This window comes from Amycolatopsis pigmentata (assembly GCF_042684065.1).
Lineage (GTDB): Bacteria > Actinomycetota > Actinomycetes > Mycobacteriales > Pseudonocardiaceae > Amycolatopsis_E > Amycolatopsis_E pigmentata.
In genome coordinates, this window is record NZ_JBHUKR010000007.1 from 1,116,758 (window position 1) to 1,133,017 (window position 16,260).

The 16,260-nt window shown below is 68.3% G+C and carries 16 protein-coding genes; 5 read left to right on the plus strand and 11 right to left on the minus strand.

Annotated elements, in window-relative coordinates:
• Positions 1 to 102 precede the first annotated feature (102 nt).
• Positions 103 to 642, plus strand: a complete 540-nt coding sequence (locus ACFSXZ_RS18390; protein WP_378266243.1) for a hypothetical protein — start codon at positions 103 to 105, stop codon at positions 640 to 642.
• A gap of 41 nt (positions 643 to 683) precedes the next feature.
• Here the strand turns inward: ACFSXZ_RS18390 and ACFSXZ_RS18395 are convergent, their stop codons facing one another.
• Positions 684 to 1,274, minus strand: a complete 591-nt coding sequence (locus ACFSXZ_RS18395; protein WP_378266244.1) for an ImmA/IrrE family metallo-endopeptidase — start codon at positions 1,272 to 1,274, stop codon at positions 684 to 686.
• A 1-nt stretch (position 1,275) separates the two neighbouring features.
• Positions 1,276 to 1,647 carry a helix-turn-helix domain-containing protein gene (locus ACFSXZ_RS18400; protein ID WP_378266245.1) on the minus strand — a complete coding sequence of 124 codons (372 nt, stop codon included), beginning with the start codon at positions 1,645 to 1,647 and terminating at the stop codon, positions 1,276 to 1,278.
• A gap of 103 nt (positions 1,648 to 1,750) precedes the next feature.
• Between ACFSXZ_RS18400 and ACFSXZ_RS18405 the strand changes: the two genes are divergently transcribed.
• Positions 1,751 to 2,026 carry a DUF2188 domain-containing protein gene (locus tag ACFSXZ_RS18405; RefSeq protein WP_378266246.1) on the plus strand — a complete coding sequence of 92 codons (276 nt, stop codon included), beginning with the start codon at positions 1,751 to 1,753 and terminating at the stop codon, positions 2,024 to 2,026.
• 40 nt (positions 2,027 to 2,066) lie between these two features.
• On the opposite strand, the gene ACFSXZ_RS18410 is transcribed toward ACFSXZ_RS18405, so the two are convergent.
• Together ACFSXZ_RS18410 and ACFSXZ_RS18415 are read right to left on the minus strand one after the other, a co-directional pair.
• A complete protein-coding gene (locus ACFSXZ_RS18410) occupies positions 2,067 to 2,624 on the minus strand; it encodes a D-sedoheptulose-7-phosphate isomerase (protein WP_378266247.1) in 558 nt (185 codons plus the stop codon).
• A gap of 179 nt (positions 2,625 to 2,803) precedes the next feature.
• Positions 2,804 to 3,085, minus strand: coding sequence for a metal-sensitive transcriptional regulator (locus ACFSXZ_RS18415; protein WP_378266248.1), 282 nt, complete (start codon positions 3,083 to 3,085; stop codon positions 2,804 to 2,806).
• Positions 3,086 to 3,176: 91 nt separating this feature from the next.
• Here ACFSXZ_RS18415 and ACFSXZ_RS18420 point away from each other — a divergent pair, with 91 nt between their 5' ends.
• The gene (locus ACFSXZ_RS18420) at positions 3,177 to 4,202 is read left to right on the plus strand and encodes a HoxN/HupN/NixA family nickel/cobalt transporter (RefSeq protein WP_378266249.1); all 1,026 of its coding nucleotides are present in this window, start codon (positions 3,177 to 3,179) and stop codon (positions 4,200 to 4,202) included.
• A gap of 67 nt (positions 4,203 to 4,269) precedes the next feature.
• On the opposite strand, the gene ACFSXZ_RS18425 is transcribed toward ACFSXZ_RS18420, so the two are convergent.
• The 7 genes from ACFSXZ_RS18425 to ACFSXZ_RS18455 all read right to left on the minus strand — a co-directional run bounded on the left by ACFSXZ_RS18425 (position 4,270) and on the right by ACFSXZ_RS18455 (position 14,396).
• Positions 4,270 to 5,238: an alpha/beta hydrolase gene (locus ACFSXZ_RS18425; protein ID WP_378266250.1), complete on the minus strand. Its 969-nt coding sequence runs from the start codon at positions 5,236 to 5,238 to the stop codon at positions 4,270 to 4,272.
• Positions 5,235 to 6,527 carry a CHAT domain-containing protein gene (locus tag ACFSXZ_RS18430; RefSeq protein WP_378266251.1) on the minus strand — a complete coding sequence of 431 codons (1,293 nt, stop codon included), beginning with the start codon at positions 6,525 to 6,527 and terminating at the stop codon, positions 5,235 to 5,237. Before ACFSXZ_RS18430 ends, ACFSXZ_RS18425 begins: the two co-directional genes overlap by 4 nt.
• Positions 6,512 to 9,391, minus strand: coding sequence for a protein kinase domain-containing protein (locus ACFSXZ_RS18435; RefSeq protein WP_378266252.1), 2,880 nt, complete (start codon positions 9,389 to 9,391; stop codon positions 6,512 to 6,514). Before ACFSXZ_RS18435 ends, ACFSXZ_RS18430 begins: the two co-directional genes overlap by 16 nt.
• 42 nt (positions 9,392 to 9,433) lie before the next feature.
• Positions 9,434 to 10,219, minus strand: coding sequence for an IclR family transcriptional regulator (locus tag ACFSXZ_RS18440; RefSeq protein WP_378266253.1), 786 nt, complete (start codon positions 10,217 to 10,219; stop codon positions 9,434 to 9,436).
• Between the two features lie 44 nt (positions 10,220 to 10,263).
• Positions 10,264 to 11,544: a glucarate dehydratase family protein gene (locus tag ACFSXZ_RS18445; RefSeq protein WP_378266254.1), complete on the minus strand. Its 1,281-nt coding sequence runs from the start codon at positions 11,542 to 11,544 to the stop codon at positions 10,264 to 10,266.
• 8 nt (positions 11,545 to 11,552) lie between these two features.
• Entirely contained in the window at positions 11,553 to 12,482 is a 930-nt protein-coding gene (locus ACFSXZ_RS18450) for a 5-dehydro-4-deoxyglucarate dehydratase (RefSeq protein ID WP_378266255.1), read from the minus strand.
• Between the two features lie 129 nt (positions 12,483 to 12,611).
• On the minus strand, positions 12,612 to 14,396 hold the full coding sequence (locus ACFSXZ_RS18455; RefSeq protein WP_378266256.1) for a thiamine pyrophosphate-requiring protein: 1,785 nt from the start codon (positions 14,394 to 14,396) through the stop codon (positions 12,612 to 12,614).
• 146 nt (positions 14,397 to 14,542) lie between these two features.
• Here ACFSXZ_RS18455 and cutA point away from each other — a divergent pair, with 146 nt between their 5' ends.
• Both cutA and ACFSXZ_RS18465 read left to right on the plus strand, forming a co-directional pair.
• Positions 14,543 to 14,860 carry a divalent-cation tolerance protein CutA gene (cutA, locus tag ACFSXZ_RS18460; RefSeq protein ID WP_378266257.1) on the plus strand — a complete coding sequence of 106 codons (318 nt, stop codon included), beginning with the start codon at positions 14,543 to 14,545 and terminating at the stop codon, positions 14,858 to 14,860.
• A gap of 116 nt (positions 14,861 to 14,976) precedes the next feature.
• On the plus strand, positions 14,977 to 16,233 hold the full coding sequence (locus ACFSXZ_RS18465) for a glycoside hydrolase family 1 protein (protein WP_378266258.1): 1,257 nt from the start codon (positions 14,977 to 14,979) through the stop codon (positions 16,231 to 16,233).
• The last annotated feature ends 27 nt before the right edge of the window (positions 16,234 to 16,260 follow it).

Below are 16,260 nucleotides of genomic sequence, written 5' to 3' on the forward strand. Positions count from 1 at the left end.
GACGGACGGTGGCGAGGTGAGGCGGCGCGGCGTCCGGGCGGAAGGGAGCCGCCGAGGGTAGCAGGTGATTGATTTTGTCCGGCGACGGGTATTCACTGAGGTATGGGCCGCACACTCCTCGGGATCTACCTCAACGATCACCTGGCCGGCGCGATGGCGGGTGTGGAACTGGCGCGAAGGCTTGCCCGCGCCGAAGGCGAGTGGGCGGGTAACGGCAAACTGGAGCGGCTGGCGGACGAGGTCACCGCCGACCGTGATGCCCTGATGGAGATCATGGCGGCGCTGGACGAGCCGGTGCGGTGGCTCGGCATCTGGGCGGCCTGGGGCGTCGAGAAGCTCGGACGCCTCAAGCTCAACGGTCGCGTCGTCTCGCGGTCTCCGTTGAGCCGGGTCGTCGAACTGGAAGCCATGCGTGTGGCCGTAGAAGGCAAGCTTGCCGCCTGGCGATGCCTGCGCGTGCGCGCGGCGGACGACCGGAGGCTCGACACCGGCCGCCTGGACGAACTGATCGCGGGCGGGCGCAGTCAGGTCGCGCGGCTGGAACGGCTTCGTCTCCGCGCTGTCACCGAGTTGTTCGCGGGCGGGACGCCCGGCGCGCAGCCGGAGAGCGGTCGCGACCAGCAGCCGGCGACCAAGTCGTGACCTGAGGGAGAGTGTGACCTGCTCGCTCGCGGTCCCGGCGGTCAGGCGGACGCGGCGTGGGCACGCAGACGTTTTCCCCAGGTACGGGCGGCGACCCTGCGGGCGCCCGTGACGTTCATCCGCCACCGCGCCATCCGCAGGCTGACCCGGAAATGCGTCGCGACCGCCTGGTCGGACCAGCGGCGGAAAGCCGCCAGCCGGGCGGCATCGGTGGGGACCAGGAGCTCACCGGACAGTTCGGTGGCCTCCTCTTCGATCTCGGGCGCCACGGCCCGGCAGCCGTCGGCATCGGTCAACGTGAGGCCGAACGGGTGTTCCAGGAGCACGTGCGCCATCTCGTGCGCGATGGTGGCACGCCGCCGTCTCGGATGGTGCACGTGGTTTTCGATGATGAGCGCGCCGCTGGGCCGTAGCGGGACGAGCGCGCCGGAGAACACGTGCGGCCGCTTCTCGGTGAAGTGCCGGACGGATTCCGGTGGCAGGCACGGGTGGGACGTGTCCAGCACCTCGATGCCGTAGAGCTCGGCCAGCGCGTACGGGTCCAGCGGGGCGAACACGCCGACGCCCAGTTCGTCCCGCACCTCGAGCGTGATTTCCCGCGCCAGCTTCCTGAAGCCCCGTCGCAGGGACACCTCAACCTCCTTTGGTCTTCCGGGCTCTGAAGTGCCGGACGGTCATGTTGACCATGTCGATGAGATGCCGGCGGTCTTCCTCGGCGAGTTCTTCTTGCGCGCGCAGGAGGGGCGCCAGCTGCGCCTCCAGCGACAGCTTGCGCCGGGGGCGTCCGCCCTCCGGCCAGATCATGAAGGTCTCCGCGGGCATGCCGAGCCACTGCACCAACGCGATGAAACCGTCGAGATCGGGCCGGTGACCATTGCCCATCCGGCTGACCAGGGAGGTGCTCACGCCCGCGTCGGCCGCCAGTTGCCGCCATGACAGCCCGTTCGCCAGCCGTTCCGCGTCCAGCGCCGCGTAGAGCTTGCCCGCGTCCAGTCGTCCACTCATGCCTTCACCCTCGTCAACGCGTGCCGACGGCGCCACATCGATGTACCATCAGTGATACATATTGCACTATCGCAACAGACGTTCAGGGGAAGGGAGCCGGAAGATGGCACGCCAGGTGTACTGGGTCGCCCCGCTGCTCGGCGGGTGGGACGTGCTGCACGGGGAGCGAGTGATCTCCCATCATGAACGCAAACGGGAAGCGGTGATCGCGGGTGCGCGCCTGGCCCGAGCGGACCGGCCCAGCGTGCTGAAGATCCGCAAGCGGGACGGTTCGATCCAGAGCAGACGCCTGTACGGCAATGATCCGCTGCCACGGCCGGACCGTGGAGGTGGTGGGGCTGTCGTCGAACATGAGTTCGAGCATAGGGGTGGGGTCTGACAATTCGGGCGGACCGGTCTCGCGATCGTGGCCGTGGGCGTCAGGACGCGCGGGTCGCCGCCAGCGCGGATTCCAATGTCGCGGCCAGGATGTGCACCGCGACCAGGTGCGCCTCCTGGACCGTGGCGGCGGTGCCGGGCAGGCACAGGGCATCGTCGACGACGTTGGCCAGTGGGTTCGGGCAGGAGCCTGTCATCGCCCACACGGTCGCGCCCGCCCGGATCCCCGCCTCCGCGGCGCGTACCAGGTTGTGGCTGCGCCCGTTCGCGGACAGCAGCACCACGACATCGTGCGGACGGGCGTGCGCGGTCACCTGCCGGGCGAAGACGTCGGCGTAGTCGTACCCGTACTCGTCGCCCAGCGCGACGAGGCTGGAAGTGTCCGGGTGCAGCGCTATCGCGGACAACGGCGCGCGATCATCGTGATAGCGGCCCACCACTTCCGCCGCGAACTGTTGTGCCTCCGCGGCGGATCCGCCGTTGCCCGCGGTGAGCACACGCTGACCCTGGCTCAGTCGCTCGGCGAGGGTCGCTCCCCATCGGGTCAGCCTTCCGGCCTGCCGTTCCAGTGCGCTGAGGGTGTCTCCCAGGACACTCACATGTCCTCGCGCCACATTCGGTAGCAGAGCCGGATTCATGCTCAAGGGATGCCCGGGGCCCGTCAGGCCAAACGTGGAGGGACGGCCCGGTGGAACGCGTTACCGCGCGGTCGCGGACGGTCTCCACTGTTGCGCCGGAGGAAAAGTCACCACGCGAATAGGTCTGGACCAAACCAGGACTAGGACTTCACCAGCCGGGCGATCGCGTCGGACGCTTCGCGCACCTTGACCTCGGCCTCGCGGCCGCCGGTCCGGGCGGCGTCCACCACGCACCCCGCCAGGTGCTCCTCGAGCAGCTCGAGCGAGAACGACTGGAGTGCCTTCGTGGCCGCCGAGACCTGGGTCAGGATGTCGATGCAGTACTTGTCCTCTTCGACCATCCGTTGAAGCCCGCGGATCTGCCCTTCGATCCGGCGCAGGCGCTTGAGGTAGGCGTCCTTCTCCGCGCTGTAGCTCGCCATTTTCCTGCCCACCTTCGTGCTGGAGTTCTCTTCATCATACCCGTTACCGGTATATGGAAAAAAACCTGTTCATCTGATTATCCTGTCAGATGTGGGGACGCTGAGCAGACAGGACCGCGTGGCCATCGCCGGCGTCGCGGCGGCCATCGTGTTCCTCAACGTCCTGGGCTGGGGGGTGCTGACGGTCTTCGTCGCCTCCCAGATCGGGCTGGGGGTGACGGCCTTCACCCTCGGCGTTCGGCACGCCTTCGACGCCGATCACATCGCCGCGATCGACAACACCACCCGCAAGCTCATCACCGACGGGCAACGGCCGCTGTCGGTCGGTTTCTGGTTCTCGCTCGGACATTCGACCGTCGTGTTCGTCCTGTCCCTGCTGCTTTCGCTCGGTGTGCGCGCGCTCGCGGGACAACTCGAGGACGACTCGTCGGGCCTGCGCCGCGTCACCGGCCTGATCGGCACCTCCGTGGCAGGCCTGTTCCTGTGCCTGATCGCGCTGGTCAACCTGGTCGTGCTGGCCGGCATCGTCAAGGTGTTCCGCAAGATGCGCGCGGGCGGGTTCGACGACGCCGAACTGGAGGCCAAGCTGGCCGGGCGCGGTCTGCTCAACCGCGTCCTCGGGCGCGCCACGCGCGCGGTGCGAAAGCCCTGGCACAGCTATCCGGTCGGCGTCCTGTTCGGTCTCGGTTTCGACACGGCCACCGAGATCGGCCTCCTGGCGCTGGCCGGCGGGGTGGCCGCGTCCACCTTGCCCTGGTATGCGGTCCTGGTGCTGCCGGTGCTGTTCGCGGCCGGGATGACGCTGTTCGACGCGGCCGACGGCTGGCTGATGAACTTCGCCTACGGCTGGGCCTTCTCCCGGCCGCTGCGCAAGATCTTCTACAACTTCACGGTCACCGCGCTGTCGGTCCTCGTCGCGCTCCTGGTGGGCGGTATCGAGGTGATCTCCGTGCTCGCCGAGCAGTTCCACATCACCTCGGGCCCGCTCGCCGCGATCGCGAACCTCGATCTCAACGATGTCGGTTTCGTGATGATCGGCGTGTTCGTGGCGGTCTGGGTGATCGCGTCGCTGGTTTGGCGCGTCGGCCGGTTCGAGGAACGAACCAAGACCGGCTGACGCGTCTCGTTTGGGAGGAAGGGACGTTTACTACGGTTCATCCGTAGTAAACGTCCCTTCCTCCACTTCAGCGGGCAAGGTCGGCCAGCGACAGCAGGAGATGTGCGGACTCGGCGTGGGCGATGTCGGAGTGCGCGCCGGCCGGATTCCACCACCGGCCCCGCCGGTACACCCGGCCCGCGTCGACGTTGACGATGCGGTGGTCCAGTTCGTCGTGACGGTAGAGGGCGCCGGGGGCGCGGAGGTCGACTTCGCCGATGTGCTCCGCGGGGACGCGTGCGCCGGCGTGCCCGATGCCCGGGGTCCCTTCGGCGAGCCGGTGCCAGAGCCCGGTCGCCCGGTCCGCGGTGGACCGGGTGAGCACGACTGGACCGTTGATCGGGGCGGAGTGGAGGATCCGCTCGAACCGTCCGGCGAAGATGTCCGGTGACGCGGCCATCTGGAACACCAGCAGGGTGTCGACTGTGTACGGGTAACGCGGATCGGCGCGGTGCCAGCCCAGCACCGTCGGCCGGTCCGCCGCGGCCTGTACCGCTTCGACCACGAACCGCCCACCGAACGAATGACCCACGCAGTGCAGGTACTGGCCCGCCGAGGTGCGCAGGGTCGGCGGGCCCGCGGGGAGCCGTCGCGTCTCGTTGAGATAACCGAGGAGTTGGGCCAGCACCTCGGCCGCCCGGCCCGTGGTCGTCATCGCGTGCGCGCGGTCCCGGATGCGCCGGTAGCCGCGCAGGAAAGGGCTGCTCGTCGACGGCCACCGGACGATCACGTAGTGCCCGGACCACGCGCCGATCGCGGGATAGCGTTCACGCTGCGCCCGGTAGGTCTCCTCCAGCAGCGTGAAGAAGCGCCCGGCGCGCTTTTCCGCGGTGTGCCGGTTGTTCTGCCAGCCGTGGACGAAGACGACGATGTCGGTCGCGGTGTCGGGCACGTGCAGCCGTTCGGCGAGGAAACCGGGCACCGCGGCCGGGGGCACCGCCTTGCCCTCGTCGGTCAGATCGCCGTTGGAGTCCAGATCGACCAGTACGTGGTTCACCACGCGTCCCGGGGTCCGAAGTGGACATCCAGCCCCCGGTAGAGGGAAAAGATCAGGCCGAGCGGATTGCGATGGTCGTCGGCGAATTCCCGTGCCAGCGCACGGACCACGTCTCCGAGCCTGGTCCCGGGTTCGAGCAGTGCGGAGAACAACCGCGTGGTGTATTCGGCCGCGAACATCCTCGGTAAGTCGATTTGCGGCCCCAGCAGACAGCGCGCGCCGTGCTGGAGCAGATCGCGTCCGAACGCGCCGTAGAAGCGTGAGCAGAGCTGCCCGCCCTGACACGCGCTGACGAACACCAGCGGCCGGTTCGGCAGGAGACGCCCGTGGCGCTGGGAAAGCCAGCCGATGAGTTCGACACCGCGGATCTGCTTCTTGTCGCCCAGTGCGAGGTACGGCGGTTCGGGCTGCCCGCCACCGGCGCCGCTGACTTCGGCGTGGCACCCGAAGTAGGTGATGTGGTCGTCGAAGGGCGATGCCGTGAGCGCGTGCGCCAATTCGTCCTTGCTGGCGCGGACGACGGTGGTGGTGCGTTCGCGGAAGAACCTGATCACCGGCGCGATGAACGGGGTCGGCGGATGTTCCTCGTCGACACCCTGGTCGACGTTGAGCCCGGCCATCACCTGGCCGCCGCGCACATGAATCCGGCTGTCGAAGCCCGGCGTGCGGGAGAAGTTGTGTTCCACCAGATGCCGGTAACCCCAGAAACCGTCCATCGACCAGCCCGCACCCGGGCCCACCAGCCGCTCGTCCTCCCTCGGCGAGGTGTAAAGCAGGCCCCACGGCGCGAACAGCGTGTCGGACTCCGCCGTGATCACGTGCTCACCGGCCCGCAGTGCCCCGCGCAGCAAGGTGGTGATTTCCTCCATACCGGGGTCGCCGAACAACGCCCAGAACAGCGTGTCCCCGGCCCTGGCCAGCTCGATGCCGATCGCTTCCAGGTGCTGCCGGTCGGCCGCACCGGCGAGGTCGACGCTGTCCACGAAGGGATGACGTTTGCGGCCGTCGACGAGTTCGTGGTAGTCGACCACCTGCCGCTGCCATTCGGACCGCACGATGTCGATCGCGGCCTCGACCGAGCGCCCGGTATTGGCGATCCGGCCCTGGTAACCACCTCCTCCGTCCTCCGGGAAAGCGCTTCCCCAGGCCTGCACGAAGAACGATTCGCCGTTGGATTCCCGGGTGAAGCGGAGGTAGATGGTGCGTTCCCGGTTGTAGCCGTATTCGCGGACCCGTCGCATCTGGTGCGTGTGGTCGAAGGTGATCTCCGTGGTCAGCTCGCGCGCCACGCGGCCTCCTCCCCGACCGGCAGCTCAGCCTTGACCTCTTGCAGCGGCTGGCCGTCCCGGTCGCGGTAGACGTGGAAGGTCAGCGGCAACGGGCCGCTGGCCGCCGGGACGACTTCGAACTCGACGGGCCCGGTCGTGCGGTCGACCTCCAGCATCGCGACGCGGGTGACCGGCTTGACCACGGCGCCGGGTGCTTCGAGCAGGATTCGCAGGCGGACCTGCTCGGCCAGTGGAACGTCGAAGCCGGCGTCGTCCGGTTTGGTCACCGCGAAGGCCACTCGCGTGGCAACCCCGGCTTGCGCCGGATCGTCGTCGGGACACCAGACCCGCGTGCGGCGCGGACCGAGCACGTCGCCGAGTGGTTCTCCACAGTGGACACAGAACGCGGCCGCGTGGGGCGCGATACCGTGGCAGTTCTCGCACACGCGGTCCGATCCGGCGGCGCGGCGGCGTCTCATCCGCGAACTCACCGTGACCGAGCCGCGCCCGGTTCGAACGGACCGCAGGCGCATGCTGCTCGCCATGGGCCGGCTCGCGGCACCCCTCAGGGCGCCGGAAAACTCTCCCGGCGCGTGGAAGAAGTCGCGGCGCAGCAACGGTTCCTTGATCCGCACCTTTCCCGTGCCGAAGTCGGTGATGTCGACGACCCGCCGCAGCCGCCGCAGCATGCCCTGATCGTCGCTGGCGAAGGCGAACGCGACCGCGCGTCCGAGTTGGACGTTGGCGCTGTTCAGATCGCCGTTGTCGTAGGCGGTCCACGCCGCGTCCAGCGTCTCGCTCAGTTCGCTTTGCCCGGAATAGGCGGCGACCTTCGGATCTATCCGGTTCGTCAGCGCGACATCGTCCACGCGCTCGACGAGGATGGGCACGTCCTGGCTGTACCGCAGCCATCCGCCCCGCCGGTCCGCCCCCACGTGCACCGCGGCGACCGCGGGGCCGGGATGGGAGGCCGGGTCGATCGCCAGGCACAGGTGGTAATGGCGCTCTTCACCGGCCTGCCAGCTTTCCAGCGGGAAAACCTCTGCCCCGTAAAGGTCCTTCACCTCCGGGAAGACCTGTTTCAGGAAGAGGATCTGGCTGCCCGGCGCGGTCGTCACGGAGAGGCCGATATCGCGACGAGCGCGCCGGGGAAACTTTTCACGTGGGGCGGTGACCGTGATGAGCGCGTGCATTTCCTCGTCGGCGCGGGAGAGGAATCTGTTCTGGTCGACCGTGACCTGGAACTCGGGGATCTTCCGCCAGTTCGGGTACGGCACCGCGTACCGGCGCACGACGAAAGGCAGAGATTCGTCGGCGATTTCCGACTTCGACCCACTGTCCAGATCCAGGGCGGCGAGCCGGATCGTCGTCGAAGTCCGCTCGTCCGCCGAAGGCTCACCGGACGTGCGGGAGGTGAGGACACGAATCGCGGCGACGGCCGCCAGGCGGTGGTGCGGCGCGGACACCTCGTCGAGGATCGCGACCGCGTCGGCACGGCGGCGGTCGCGCAGGGCCAGGCGGGCAAGACCGAAGGCCGCCGCGGCCAGACGGTCCCGTTGCCAGACGGCGTTGTGGAACCATTGGGCGCGGCGGTACCTGCCCTGGTGCTCGGCGCACAGCGCCAGCGCGAGCTTGGGCGCGGCTTCGGCCGGAGTCAGGTCGTACACGGTGGCGAATTCCTCGGCCGCGGCCGCGAAATCGCCGTCCTGTAAACGGGTCAGTCCGCGTTGCCAGGTCTGTAGTACCGGACCGTGCGCGCCGGGGAGCCCGGCGGCGATTTCGTCGTCGTCCGGCAGGCCGGCGAGACGCCGGGACCTGGCCGATAACGGCACCCGGCCGAAACCACCGTCGAGCGCGGCGGTGGTCTCGTCGAAGACCGTCGGTGTCACCGGGCGGGCCTGTCCGTCTCGCAGGGAGAGAATCTCGCGCAGCACCCCGTGCAGTTGCCCGGCCATTTCGTCCGCCGACGCGAAGCGGCGTTCGACGTCCGCGGTGGCGCGGTTGATCACGCGGCGGAGCGATTCGATGCCGAACTCGATGCCCCCGGATTCCGGCTCCTGCCGCGGACGGGCCAACCAGTCGGGGCTCGCTTGTGCCAGTTCGGCGAGCATCCGCCCGGCGGCGTAGAGGTCCGAATGGATCGTCTGCCCGGTTTCGAGGACTTCGGGTGCCTGATAGCCGGGAGTGCCGTACATCGGGCTGTCCCGGTCGTCGAACGCGCGGACCGAACCGAGGTCGATCAACTTGACGCCGCGCGGGCCGACCATCACGTTGTCCGGCTTGAGATCGCCGTAGGTCAGGCCGAGACCGTGCATGTACGCCAGTGCCTTCAGCACCTCAAGCAAGTAGGCGATGACGTGCTCGACCCGCAGGCCCTCGCCCTCGCGGGCAAGATTCTTCACCGCGCGAAGCGACAGTCCGTCGACATACTCCATGACGATGAAGCCGCCGCCGTCGGGCGCCGGGACGAAGTCGAGGATCGACACGATGTTGGGATGGTCGAGTTCGGCGAGGAACCGCCGTTCCATGACGGCCACCGCGAGCGCTTCCTCGTCACCGCTGTTGATGAGGCCCTTCAGGACGACAAGGCGTTCGGCCACGGTGCGGTCCCCGGCAAGGTAAAGCCAGCCGAGCCCACCGTGCGCCAGGACGCCGGCGATCTCGTACCGGCCGCCGACCACCTCGTTCCGCCGTAGTTCCGGTGAAAACGAATATCGCTGGGCGCACTGCGGGCAGTAGCCCTCGTCACGCCCGTCGCGCCCGACCGGGGTGCCACACGAGGAGCAGAACCGCTGGGACTCGGGCACGCTCGGGTCCGGCAGCAGCCGGTCCATCGGCGCCGGGATCGGGAGGGGAAGTGGCGGCGTCCCCCGGTCGTCCTCCATGCCCGACCACGATACGCGGCCGGCACGGCACGCGGCGCGATTTCACCGCCAAGCGACCGCCGGCGCCGGGGCGGATCGCTCGATGGCGTCACGGGCCCGGCCGAGCGCTTCGACGATGACTCGCTCTGTCTCGGGGGTGAGGCGGGCGATCGGCGTGGAGCAACTGATCGCGTCCACCACCGGCATTTCGTAGCGCAGTGCCACCCCGAAACAGCGAAGGCCGATCGTGCCCTCCTCGTTGTCGACGGCGTAACCGCGCTCGCGCACGGCGGCGAGGTCGGCCAGGAGGCCTGGCCGGTCGAGGGTGTGCTCGGTCAGCGCGGGCAGGTCGGCGGGTAAGAGTTTTTCCACGTCGGCGTCCGTCCGCTCGGCCAGGACGGCCTTGCCCAGCGACGTCGCGTAGGCGGGCAGCCGCCGCCCGACCCGGCTGAACGGGCGGAGGTAGTGGCGCGATTCGCGGGTCGCGAGGTAGACGACGTCCGCGCCGTCGAGCCGGGCGAAGTGGACGGTCTCGCCGAGTTCCTCCGCCAGCGCGTCCAAACGCGGCTTCACCACGGCCAGCCACGGGTCACCGTCGATGTAGGAAGTGCCGACCAGCAGGGCGCGGACGCCGATGGCGTAGAGGGATCCGGTGGCGTCGGTGCGCACCCAGCCGCGGCTGACCAACGTCTGCAACAGCGCGTAAAGGCTGCTTCTCGGCACGTCCATCCGCTCGGCGAGCGGGCGCAGTCCGATCGGCCGTCCCTCGAGGCCACCGAGGACCTCGAGGACCTCGACCGTCCGCGCCGCCGACTTCACGTCGCGCACGCCCTTCGGCTGCTCTTCCATGGACACATTGTTCTCCAGCCGTGCCTCTCACGCGGCACACCCCGCTACCAGCGCGGGAACCCCGGGGCCGTCCAGGCGGGGTCGACCCGCCGCATGGCGGCGGCGTCGTCGCGCCGCCGGACGTCACTGTCGAGCCACCGCTGGTGCAGTGCGGCCAGAGAGTCCCGGTCGAGTTCGACGCCGAGACCCGGCGCGTCCGACACCTTCACCAACCCACCGGAGAAGGTGTGCGGCTCGGTGATCACGTCTTCGGTCTGCCAGGGACGGTGGGTGTCGCAGGCATAGTCGAGGGACGGCACGGTCGAGGCGACCTGGGTCATCGCGGCCAGGCTGATCCCCAGGTGCGTGTTGGAATGCATGGACAACCCGACGCCGTAGGTCCGGCAGATCGCCGCCAGGTCCTGCGTCGCGCGCAGCCCGCCCCAGTAGTGGTGATCGGACAGCACCACCTGGACCGCGTCGAGGCGGAACGCTTCGGGTATCTCGTCGAACGCGGTCACGCACATGTTGGTGGCCAGCGGAAGCGCGGACTTGCGAGCGACTTCGGCCATGTTGGCGGTGCCGGTCGTCGGGTCTTCGAGGTATTCGAGGACACCGTCCAGCCGCGCGGCGACCTCCAGGCTGGTTTCCACCGACCACGCGCCGTTCGGATCGAGCCGGAGTGGTTGTTCCGGGAATTCGTCGTGCAGCGCGAGGATGGCGGCGACCTCTTGCGCGGGCTCGAAAACCCCGCCCTTGAGCTTGAACGAGGTGAAGCCGTAGTCGTCGGCCATCCGTTTCGCTTGTGCCACAACGCCTGCCGGGTCGAGCGCGGCGCCCCAGCCGTCCCGGGGCTCGTCCGGCTCGGGGTGCTCGGCCCAGCGGTAGAAGAGATAGGCGCTGTATTCCACGGCGTCCCGCACCTTGCCGCCGAGCAGTGCGTGCACGGGCACGCCCAGTTCACGCCCCAGCGCGTCGAAGATGGCGACCTCGAAGGCCGAGGTGACGGCGGCCGCGATCTTCGCCAGGGTCCGGCTGCCGCGCAGTCCCTCCGCCTGGACGGTGTTGTCGATGCGCTCCGCCCCGACCTGCCGGGTGCATGCGGCGACCCGCGGGCCCAGGCCGTTGACGGTCAGCGCGCTTCCGGTCAGTTTCGGCGCGAACGCTTCGGCCAGCCTGAGATAGTCCAGGTCACCGTAGGTTTCGCCGAGTCCCACGGCGCCGTCCTCGGTGATCACTTCGACGATCGTGCGCGGCGTGTACGGCTGGTGTACGCCCTGCAGGTTCAACAGCGGCGGGTCGGAGATCAGAATCGGCGTCACGCGCACTTCGGCGATCGGGGACATCGCGCTCCTCAGACCAGGTCCAAACCGGTGTCCAGCAAGGCTTTCAACGTCGTGAGCTCCTCGGCCGTCGGATCCACCAGCGGCGCGCGAACCGGTCCCACCGGCAGGCCGCGCAGCCGTGCGGCGGCCTTCACCAGCGACACGGCATAGCCGGCGCGACGGTCCCGTAGGTCGGAGAACGGCTGGTAGAACCCGCGCAGGAGCTCGTCCACGCGGGCATGGTCGCCGGCGAACAGGGCGGTGCGAAACGCCCGCGAGATCTCGGGCGCGAAGGCGTGCACGGCCGAGGAGTACGCGGAAATGCCGATCGAGGAGTAGGCGCGAGCCTGCATCTCGGCGGTCGCGACGCCGTTGAAGAACAGGAAATCGTCCGGGACGGCCAGGCGAATCCGCTGTAACCGGTCGAGGTCGCCGTGGCCGTCCTTGAGGCCGATCACGGTGGGGATCTCGGCCAGCAGAGCGACGGACGCGGCATCGAAGAGCACATAGTCACGCTGGTAGACGATCACCGGCAACGGGGTGGCTTCGGCGACCCTGCGCACCTGTTCGACCAGGCCGTCGATCGGCGCCTTGACCAGATAGTGCGGCATGAGGAGGACCGCGTCCACGCCCGCCTCCGCCGCTCGCTCGGCGTACTGCCTGGCGATCGCCCAGCCGTAGCCCACCCCGGCGACCACCGGCATCCGGCCGCCGGTCTCCTCGACCGCGATGCGCACGATTTCGGCGTATTCGTCGAGCGCCAGCGAGAAGAACTCACCGGTCCCGCAGGCCACGAACACCGCCGCGGGATCGGCTTCGAGCTGGCCCCGGATGTAAGCGCGGAACGCGGCGGGGTCGAGTTCGCCGCTGTCCGTGAAGGGAGTCAGGGGGAACGACAGCACGCCGTCGCTCATCCGCTCGCGCAAGTTACGGGCTATCTCCATCAGCACCGTCTTCATATGTAGACGACAACTCAGTATGAGGACAGCCTAACACCCCTTGTTATGGAGGAAGGTGGCTTTACTACGGATCATCCGTAGTAAAGCCACCTTCCTCACCTTTCTCGGCACCCCAACCGAGGCCAGTGATCAGTGCGGCAGGAGCTCCTCCGCCTTCGTCTTGGCCCCCTGCACCATCAGGTGCCACGCGTGGGGATCGCCCTTGAGCACCGCCTCGGTCATCGACTTCATCTGCTCGAAGGTCGCGTGCGGCGGGATCGGCGGCACCTCGGGGTCACACCGGACGTCGAGCAGCGCCGGCCGGTCGGCCGCGAGCGCCCGGTCCCACGCCGTGCCGAGCTGATCCGGCGAATCGACGGCGACCGCCTCGAAACCGGCCGACCGCGCGAACTCCGCGTAGGAGAACTCCGGCAGTGCCTGGGACTCCTCGAACTTCGGCGAGCCGCTCATCGCCCGGAGCTCCCAGGTGACCTGGTTCAGGTCGTTGTTGTGGAAGACGCACACCACCAGTCGCGGGTCCGTCCAGAGCTGGTAGTACCGCCTGATCGTCAGCAGTTCGGCCAGGCCGTTCATCTGCATGGCCCCGTCGCCGACGAGCGCGATCACCGGACGGTCCGGGGCGGCGAACTTGGCGCCGATCGCGTACGGCACTCCCGGTCCCATCGTCGCCAGGGTGCCCGACAGCGATCCGCGCATCCGGCCGCGGAACTTCAGATCGCGGGCGTACCAGTTGGTCGAGGAACCGGAATCGGCGGTGACGATCGCGTTTTCGGGAATCCGCTCGGACAGTTCCCACACCACACGCATCGGATTGACCGGGTCGGCGTCGAGCATCGCCTGCTTTTCCATGACCTCCCACCAGCCGGCGACGTTGCTCTCGATCTTGTCGCGCCAGGCGCGGTCCTCCTTGCGCCGCACCATCGGCAGGAGCGCCCGCAGCGTGCCCTTCGCTTCGCCGACCAGGTTGACCTCGGTCGGGTACCGCATCCCGATCATGCCCCCGTCGATGTCGATCTGCACCGCGCGGGCCTTGCCGAACTCCGGCAGGAACTGCGTGTACGGGAAGTTCGACCCGACGATCAGCAACGTGTCGCAGTCACGCATCAGCTCATAACTCGGGCGCGTGCCCAGCAGTCCGATCGAACCCGTGACGTAGGGGAGGTCGTCGGGCAGGACGTCCTTGCCCAGCAACGCCTTCGCCACGCCGGCCCCGGTGAGCTCGGCGAGTTCACGCACTTCGGCGGCCGCGTTCCGGGCGCCCTGCCCGACCAGGATCGCGACCTTCTCGCCCGCGTTGAGCACATCGGCGGCGTGTTCCAGTTCGTCGTCCGGCGGGATCACCACGGGGTGCGGGACACTCGGCGGGCTCGACGGAACCTGCTTGAAGACATGCTTGGGCGGGCTGTACTCCTCCTCTTGGAGGTCCGTGGGAATGATCAGGGCGGTCGGCGCCCGCTTGGCCATGGCGGTACGGATCGCCCGGTCCAGCGCGTTCGGCAACTGCTCGGCCACATTGACCTCGACCAGGTACTCCGAAGCCACGTCCTTGTAGAGCGGCTGGAGGTCGACCTCCTGCTGGTAACTGCCGCCCATCGCGCTACGGGCGGTCTGCCCGACGATCGCCACCACCGGAACGTGGTCGAGTTTCGCGTCGTAAAGGCCGTTGAGCAGGTGGATCGCGCCGGGCCCCGAGGTCGCCATGCACACCCCGACCTTGCCGCTGAACTTCGCGTATCCCACCGCCGAGAAGGCCGCCATCTCCTCGTGCCGGGTTTGGACGAATCGTGGCTGGTTGTCCGCCTTGCCGAAGGAAGCGACGATTCCGTTGATACCGTCGCCGGGGTAGGCGAAGACCTGTTCGACACCCCAGTCCCGCAACCTTTCCAACAGGTAGTCGCCAACCGTCTCGGCCATCACTCCTCCTCGCTCTCTTGCGTTTCCCTCGGGCTACCCGGCACACGGCTGATCACACCTGGCTGATGGCGGCGCGGCGCGCCGCTGGCCAGCCCGCACCGTCACCCACAACGGACACGCTTCGCGTGGCTGTCTAAATTCGGTCCATGTCACCTGTGATTGTTTCGTCCACAACGGACAGTGAAGAGGGAGCGCGGGAACTGGCGGCGAAGGTGATCGAGGCGAAGCTCGGCGCCTGTGCCCAGATCGTCGGTCCGGTGACCAGCGTGTACCGATGGGAGGGCGAAGTGCGGACCGACACCGAATGGCGCGTGGAGATCAAGACCGCCGCCGACCGGGTGACGCCCCTGGTGGAGGCGATCAAGGCGGCCCACGGTTACGACGTCCCCGAGATCATCGTGACCCCGATCGAAGGCGGAAGCGCCGAGTACCTCGACTGGCTCATCTCTGAGACGAGACGGTAACGCGGAACGCATTCACTCGTTGACCCAGCGTGATCAACACCAAATACTTCGTTCGACTCCGCCGTGCCGGCCTGCGGGTCCTGGTGACCGTGCTGACCGGTCTTCTTGTTGTCCCTATGACAGCCCAACCCGCGAGCGCGGACAGTTGGTCGAGGACGTTCTACTGGGGCGTGGCCACGGCCGGGTTCCAGTCCGAAGGAACCGCCCCGGACAGCAACTGGTCGCGCTATGTGGCGAGGACGTCGGGCGTCGATCCCTACGGCAACGCGGTCGACTTCCGGCACCGCTACGCCGAAGACATCCGGCTCGCCAGACAGATGGGTGTCACCACCTTCCGCTTCAGCGTGGAGTGGGCGCGTGTGGAGCCCCGGCCGGGAGTGTGGGACGAGACCGAACTCGCCTACTACGACGACGTGGTGGCCCACATCCGTGACGCGGGGATGACGCCGATGATCACGCTCTCGCACTGGGTGTATCCCGGCTGGGTGGCGGACCAGGGCGGGTTCGCCGCCCCGAAGACCGTCGACGACTTCGTCGCCTTCGCCGGCGCTGTCGTGCGGCGCTATCACGGTCTCGGCGTGCTGTGGGTGACCTTCAACGAACCGGTGGCGTTCCTCACCGAGGAACTCAGGATCGGCGCGCTCGACCCGCTCCAGATCCCGCAGTGGCAGTCCGACGTCGTCCAGGCACACCGCCGCGTCTACGACCTCGTCCACGCCTCCGATCCGGCCGCGAAGGTCACCAGCAACCAGGCGTTCTATTCCGGTTTCAACCCGCTGACCGATCTGGTGATCATGGACCGGATCAAGGACAAGGTCGACTTCGTCGGCCTCGACTACTACTACGGCCTCAGCCTGGACAACCTGACCGCGGTCAACGGCATCTCCGGCGACACCTGGAAGATCAAGCTCCAGCCGGAGGGGATCTACTACGCGCTGCGCTACTACGCCGCGCGCTACCCGGGCCTTCCGTTGTATGTGGTCGAAAACGGCATGCCGACCGACAACGGCAAGCCGCGCGACGACGGCTACACGCGGGAGGCGGCGCTTCGGGATTCGATCTTTTGGCTGCAGCGGGCGAAAGCCGACGGCATGAACGTGATCGGCTACAACTACTGGAGCATCACCGACAACTACGAGTGGGGCAGCTACCGGCCGCGGTTCGGACTGTACACAGTGGACGCTTTGACCGATCCCTCGCTGACCCGCAGGCCGACCGGCGGGGTCGCGGCCTACCGCCAGGTGACCGGTGACGGCGGTGTTCCTTCCGGTTACCGGCTGGTGCAGGCTCCGGCCGACTGCTCCCTGGTCGACTTCCCGTCCAGCTGCCTGACTCCGGCGAACCCGAACGGCCCACTGGCTCCGCTGAACTGACAGCGTGTCCGTCGAGGGTGACGGAGG

Coding starts and splice junctions, on each gene's coding strand:
- ACFSXZ_RS18390 (WP_378266243.1), top strand. CDS start 103: ATGGGCCGCACACTCCTCGGGATCTACCTCAACGATCACCTGGCCGGC.
- ACFSXZ_RS18400 (WP_378266245.1), bottom strand. CDS start 1,647: ATGAGTGGACGACTGGACGCGGGCAAGCTCTACGCGGCGCTGGACGCG.
- ACFSXZ_RS18405 (WP_378266246.1), top strand. CDS start 1,751: ATGGCACGCCAGGTGTACTGGGTCGCCCCGCTGCTCGGCGGGTGGGAC.
- ACFSXZ_RS18415 (WP_378266248.1), bottom strand. CDS start 3,085: ATGGCGAGCTACAGCGCGGAGAAGGACGCCTACCTCAAGCGCCTGCGC.
- ACFSXZ_RS18435 (WP_378266252.1), bottom strand. CDS start 9,391: ATGGAGGACGACCGGGGGACGCCGCCACTTCCCCTCCCGATCCCGGCG.
- ACFSXZ_RS18440 (WP_378266253.1), bottom strand. CDS start 10,219: ATGGAAGAGCAGCCGAAGGGCGTGCGCGACGTGAAGTCGGCGGCGCGG.
- ACFSXZ_RS18445 (WP_378266254.1), bottom strand. CDS start 11,544: ATGTCCCCGATCGCCGAAGTGCGCGTGACGCCGATTCTGATCTCCGAC.
- ACFSXZ_RS18450 (WP_378266255.1), bottom strand. CDS start 12,482: ATGAAGACGGTGCTGATGGAGATAGCCCGTAACTTGCGCGAGCGGATG.
- ACFSXZ_RS18455 (WP_378266256.1), bottom strand. CDS start 14,396: ATGGCCGAGACGGTTGGCGACTACCTGTTGGAAAGGTTGCGGGACTGG.
- cutA (WP_378266257.1), top strand. CDS start 14,543: ATGTCACCTGTGATTGTTTCGTCCACAACGGACAGTGAAGAGGGAGCG.
- ACFSXZ_RS18465 (WP_378266258.1), top strand. CDS start 14,977: ATGACAGCCCAACCCGCGAGCGCGGACAGTTGGTCGAGGACGTTCTAC.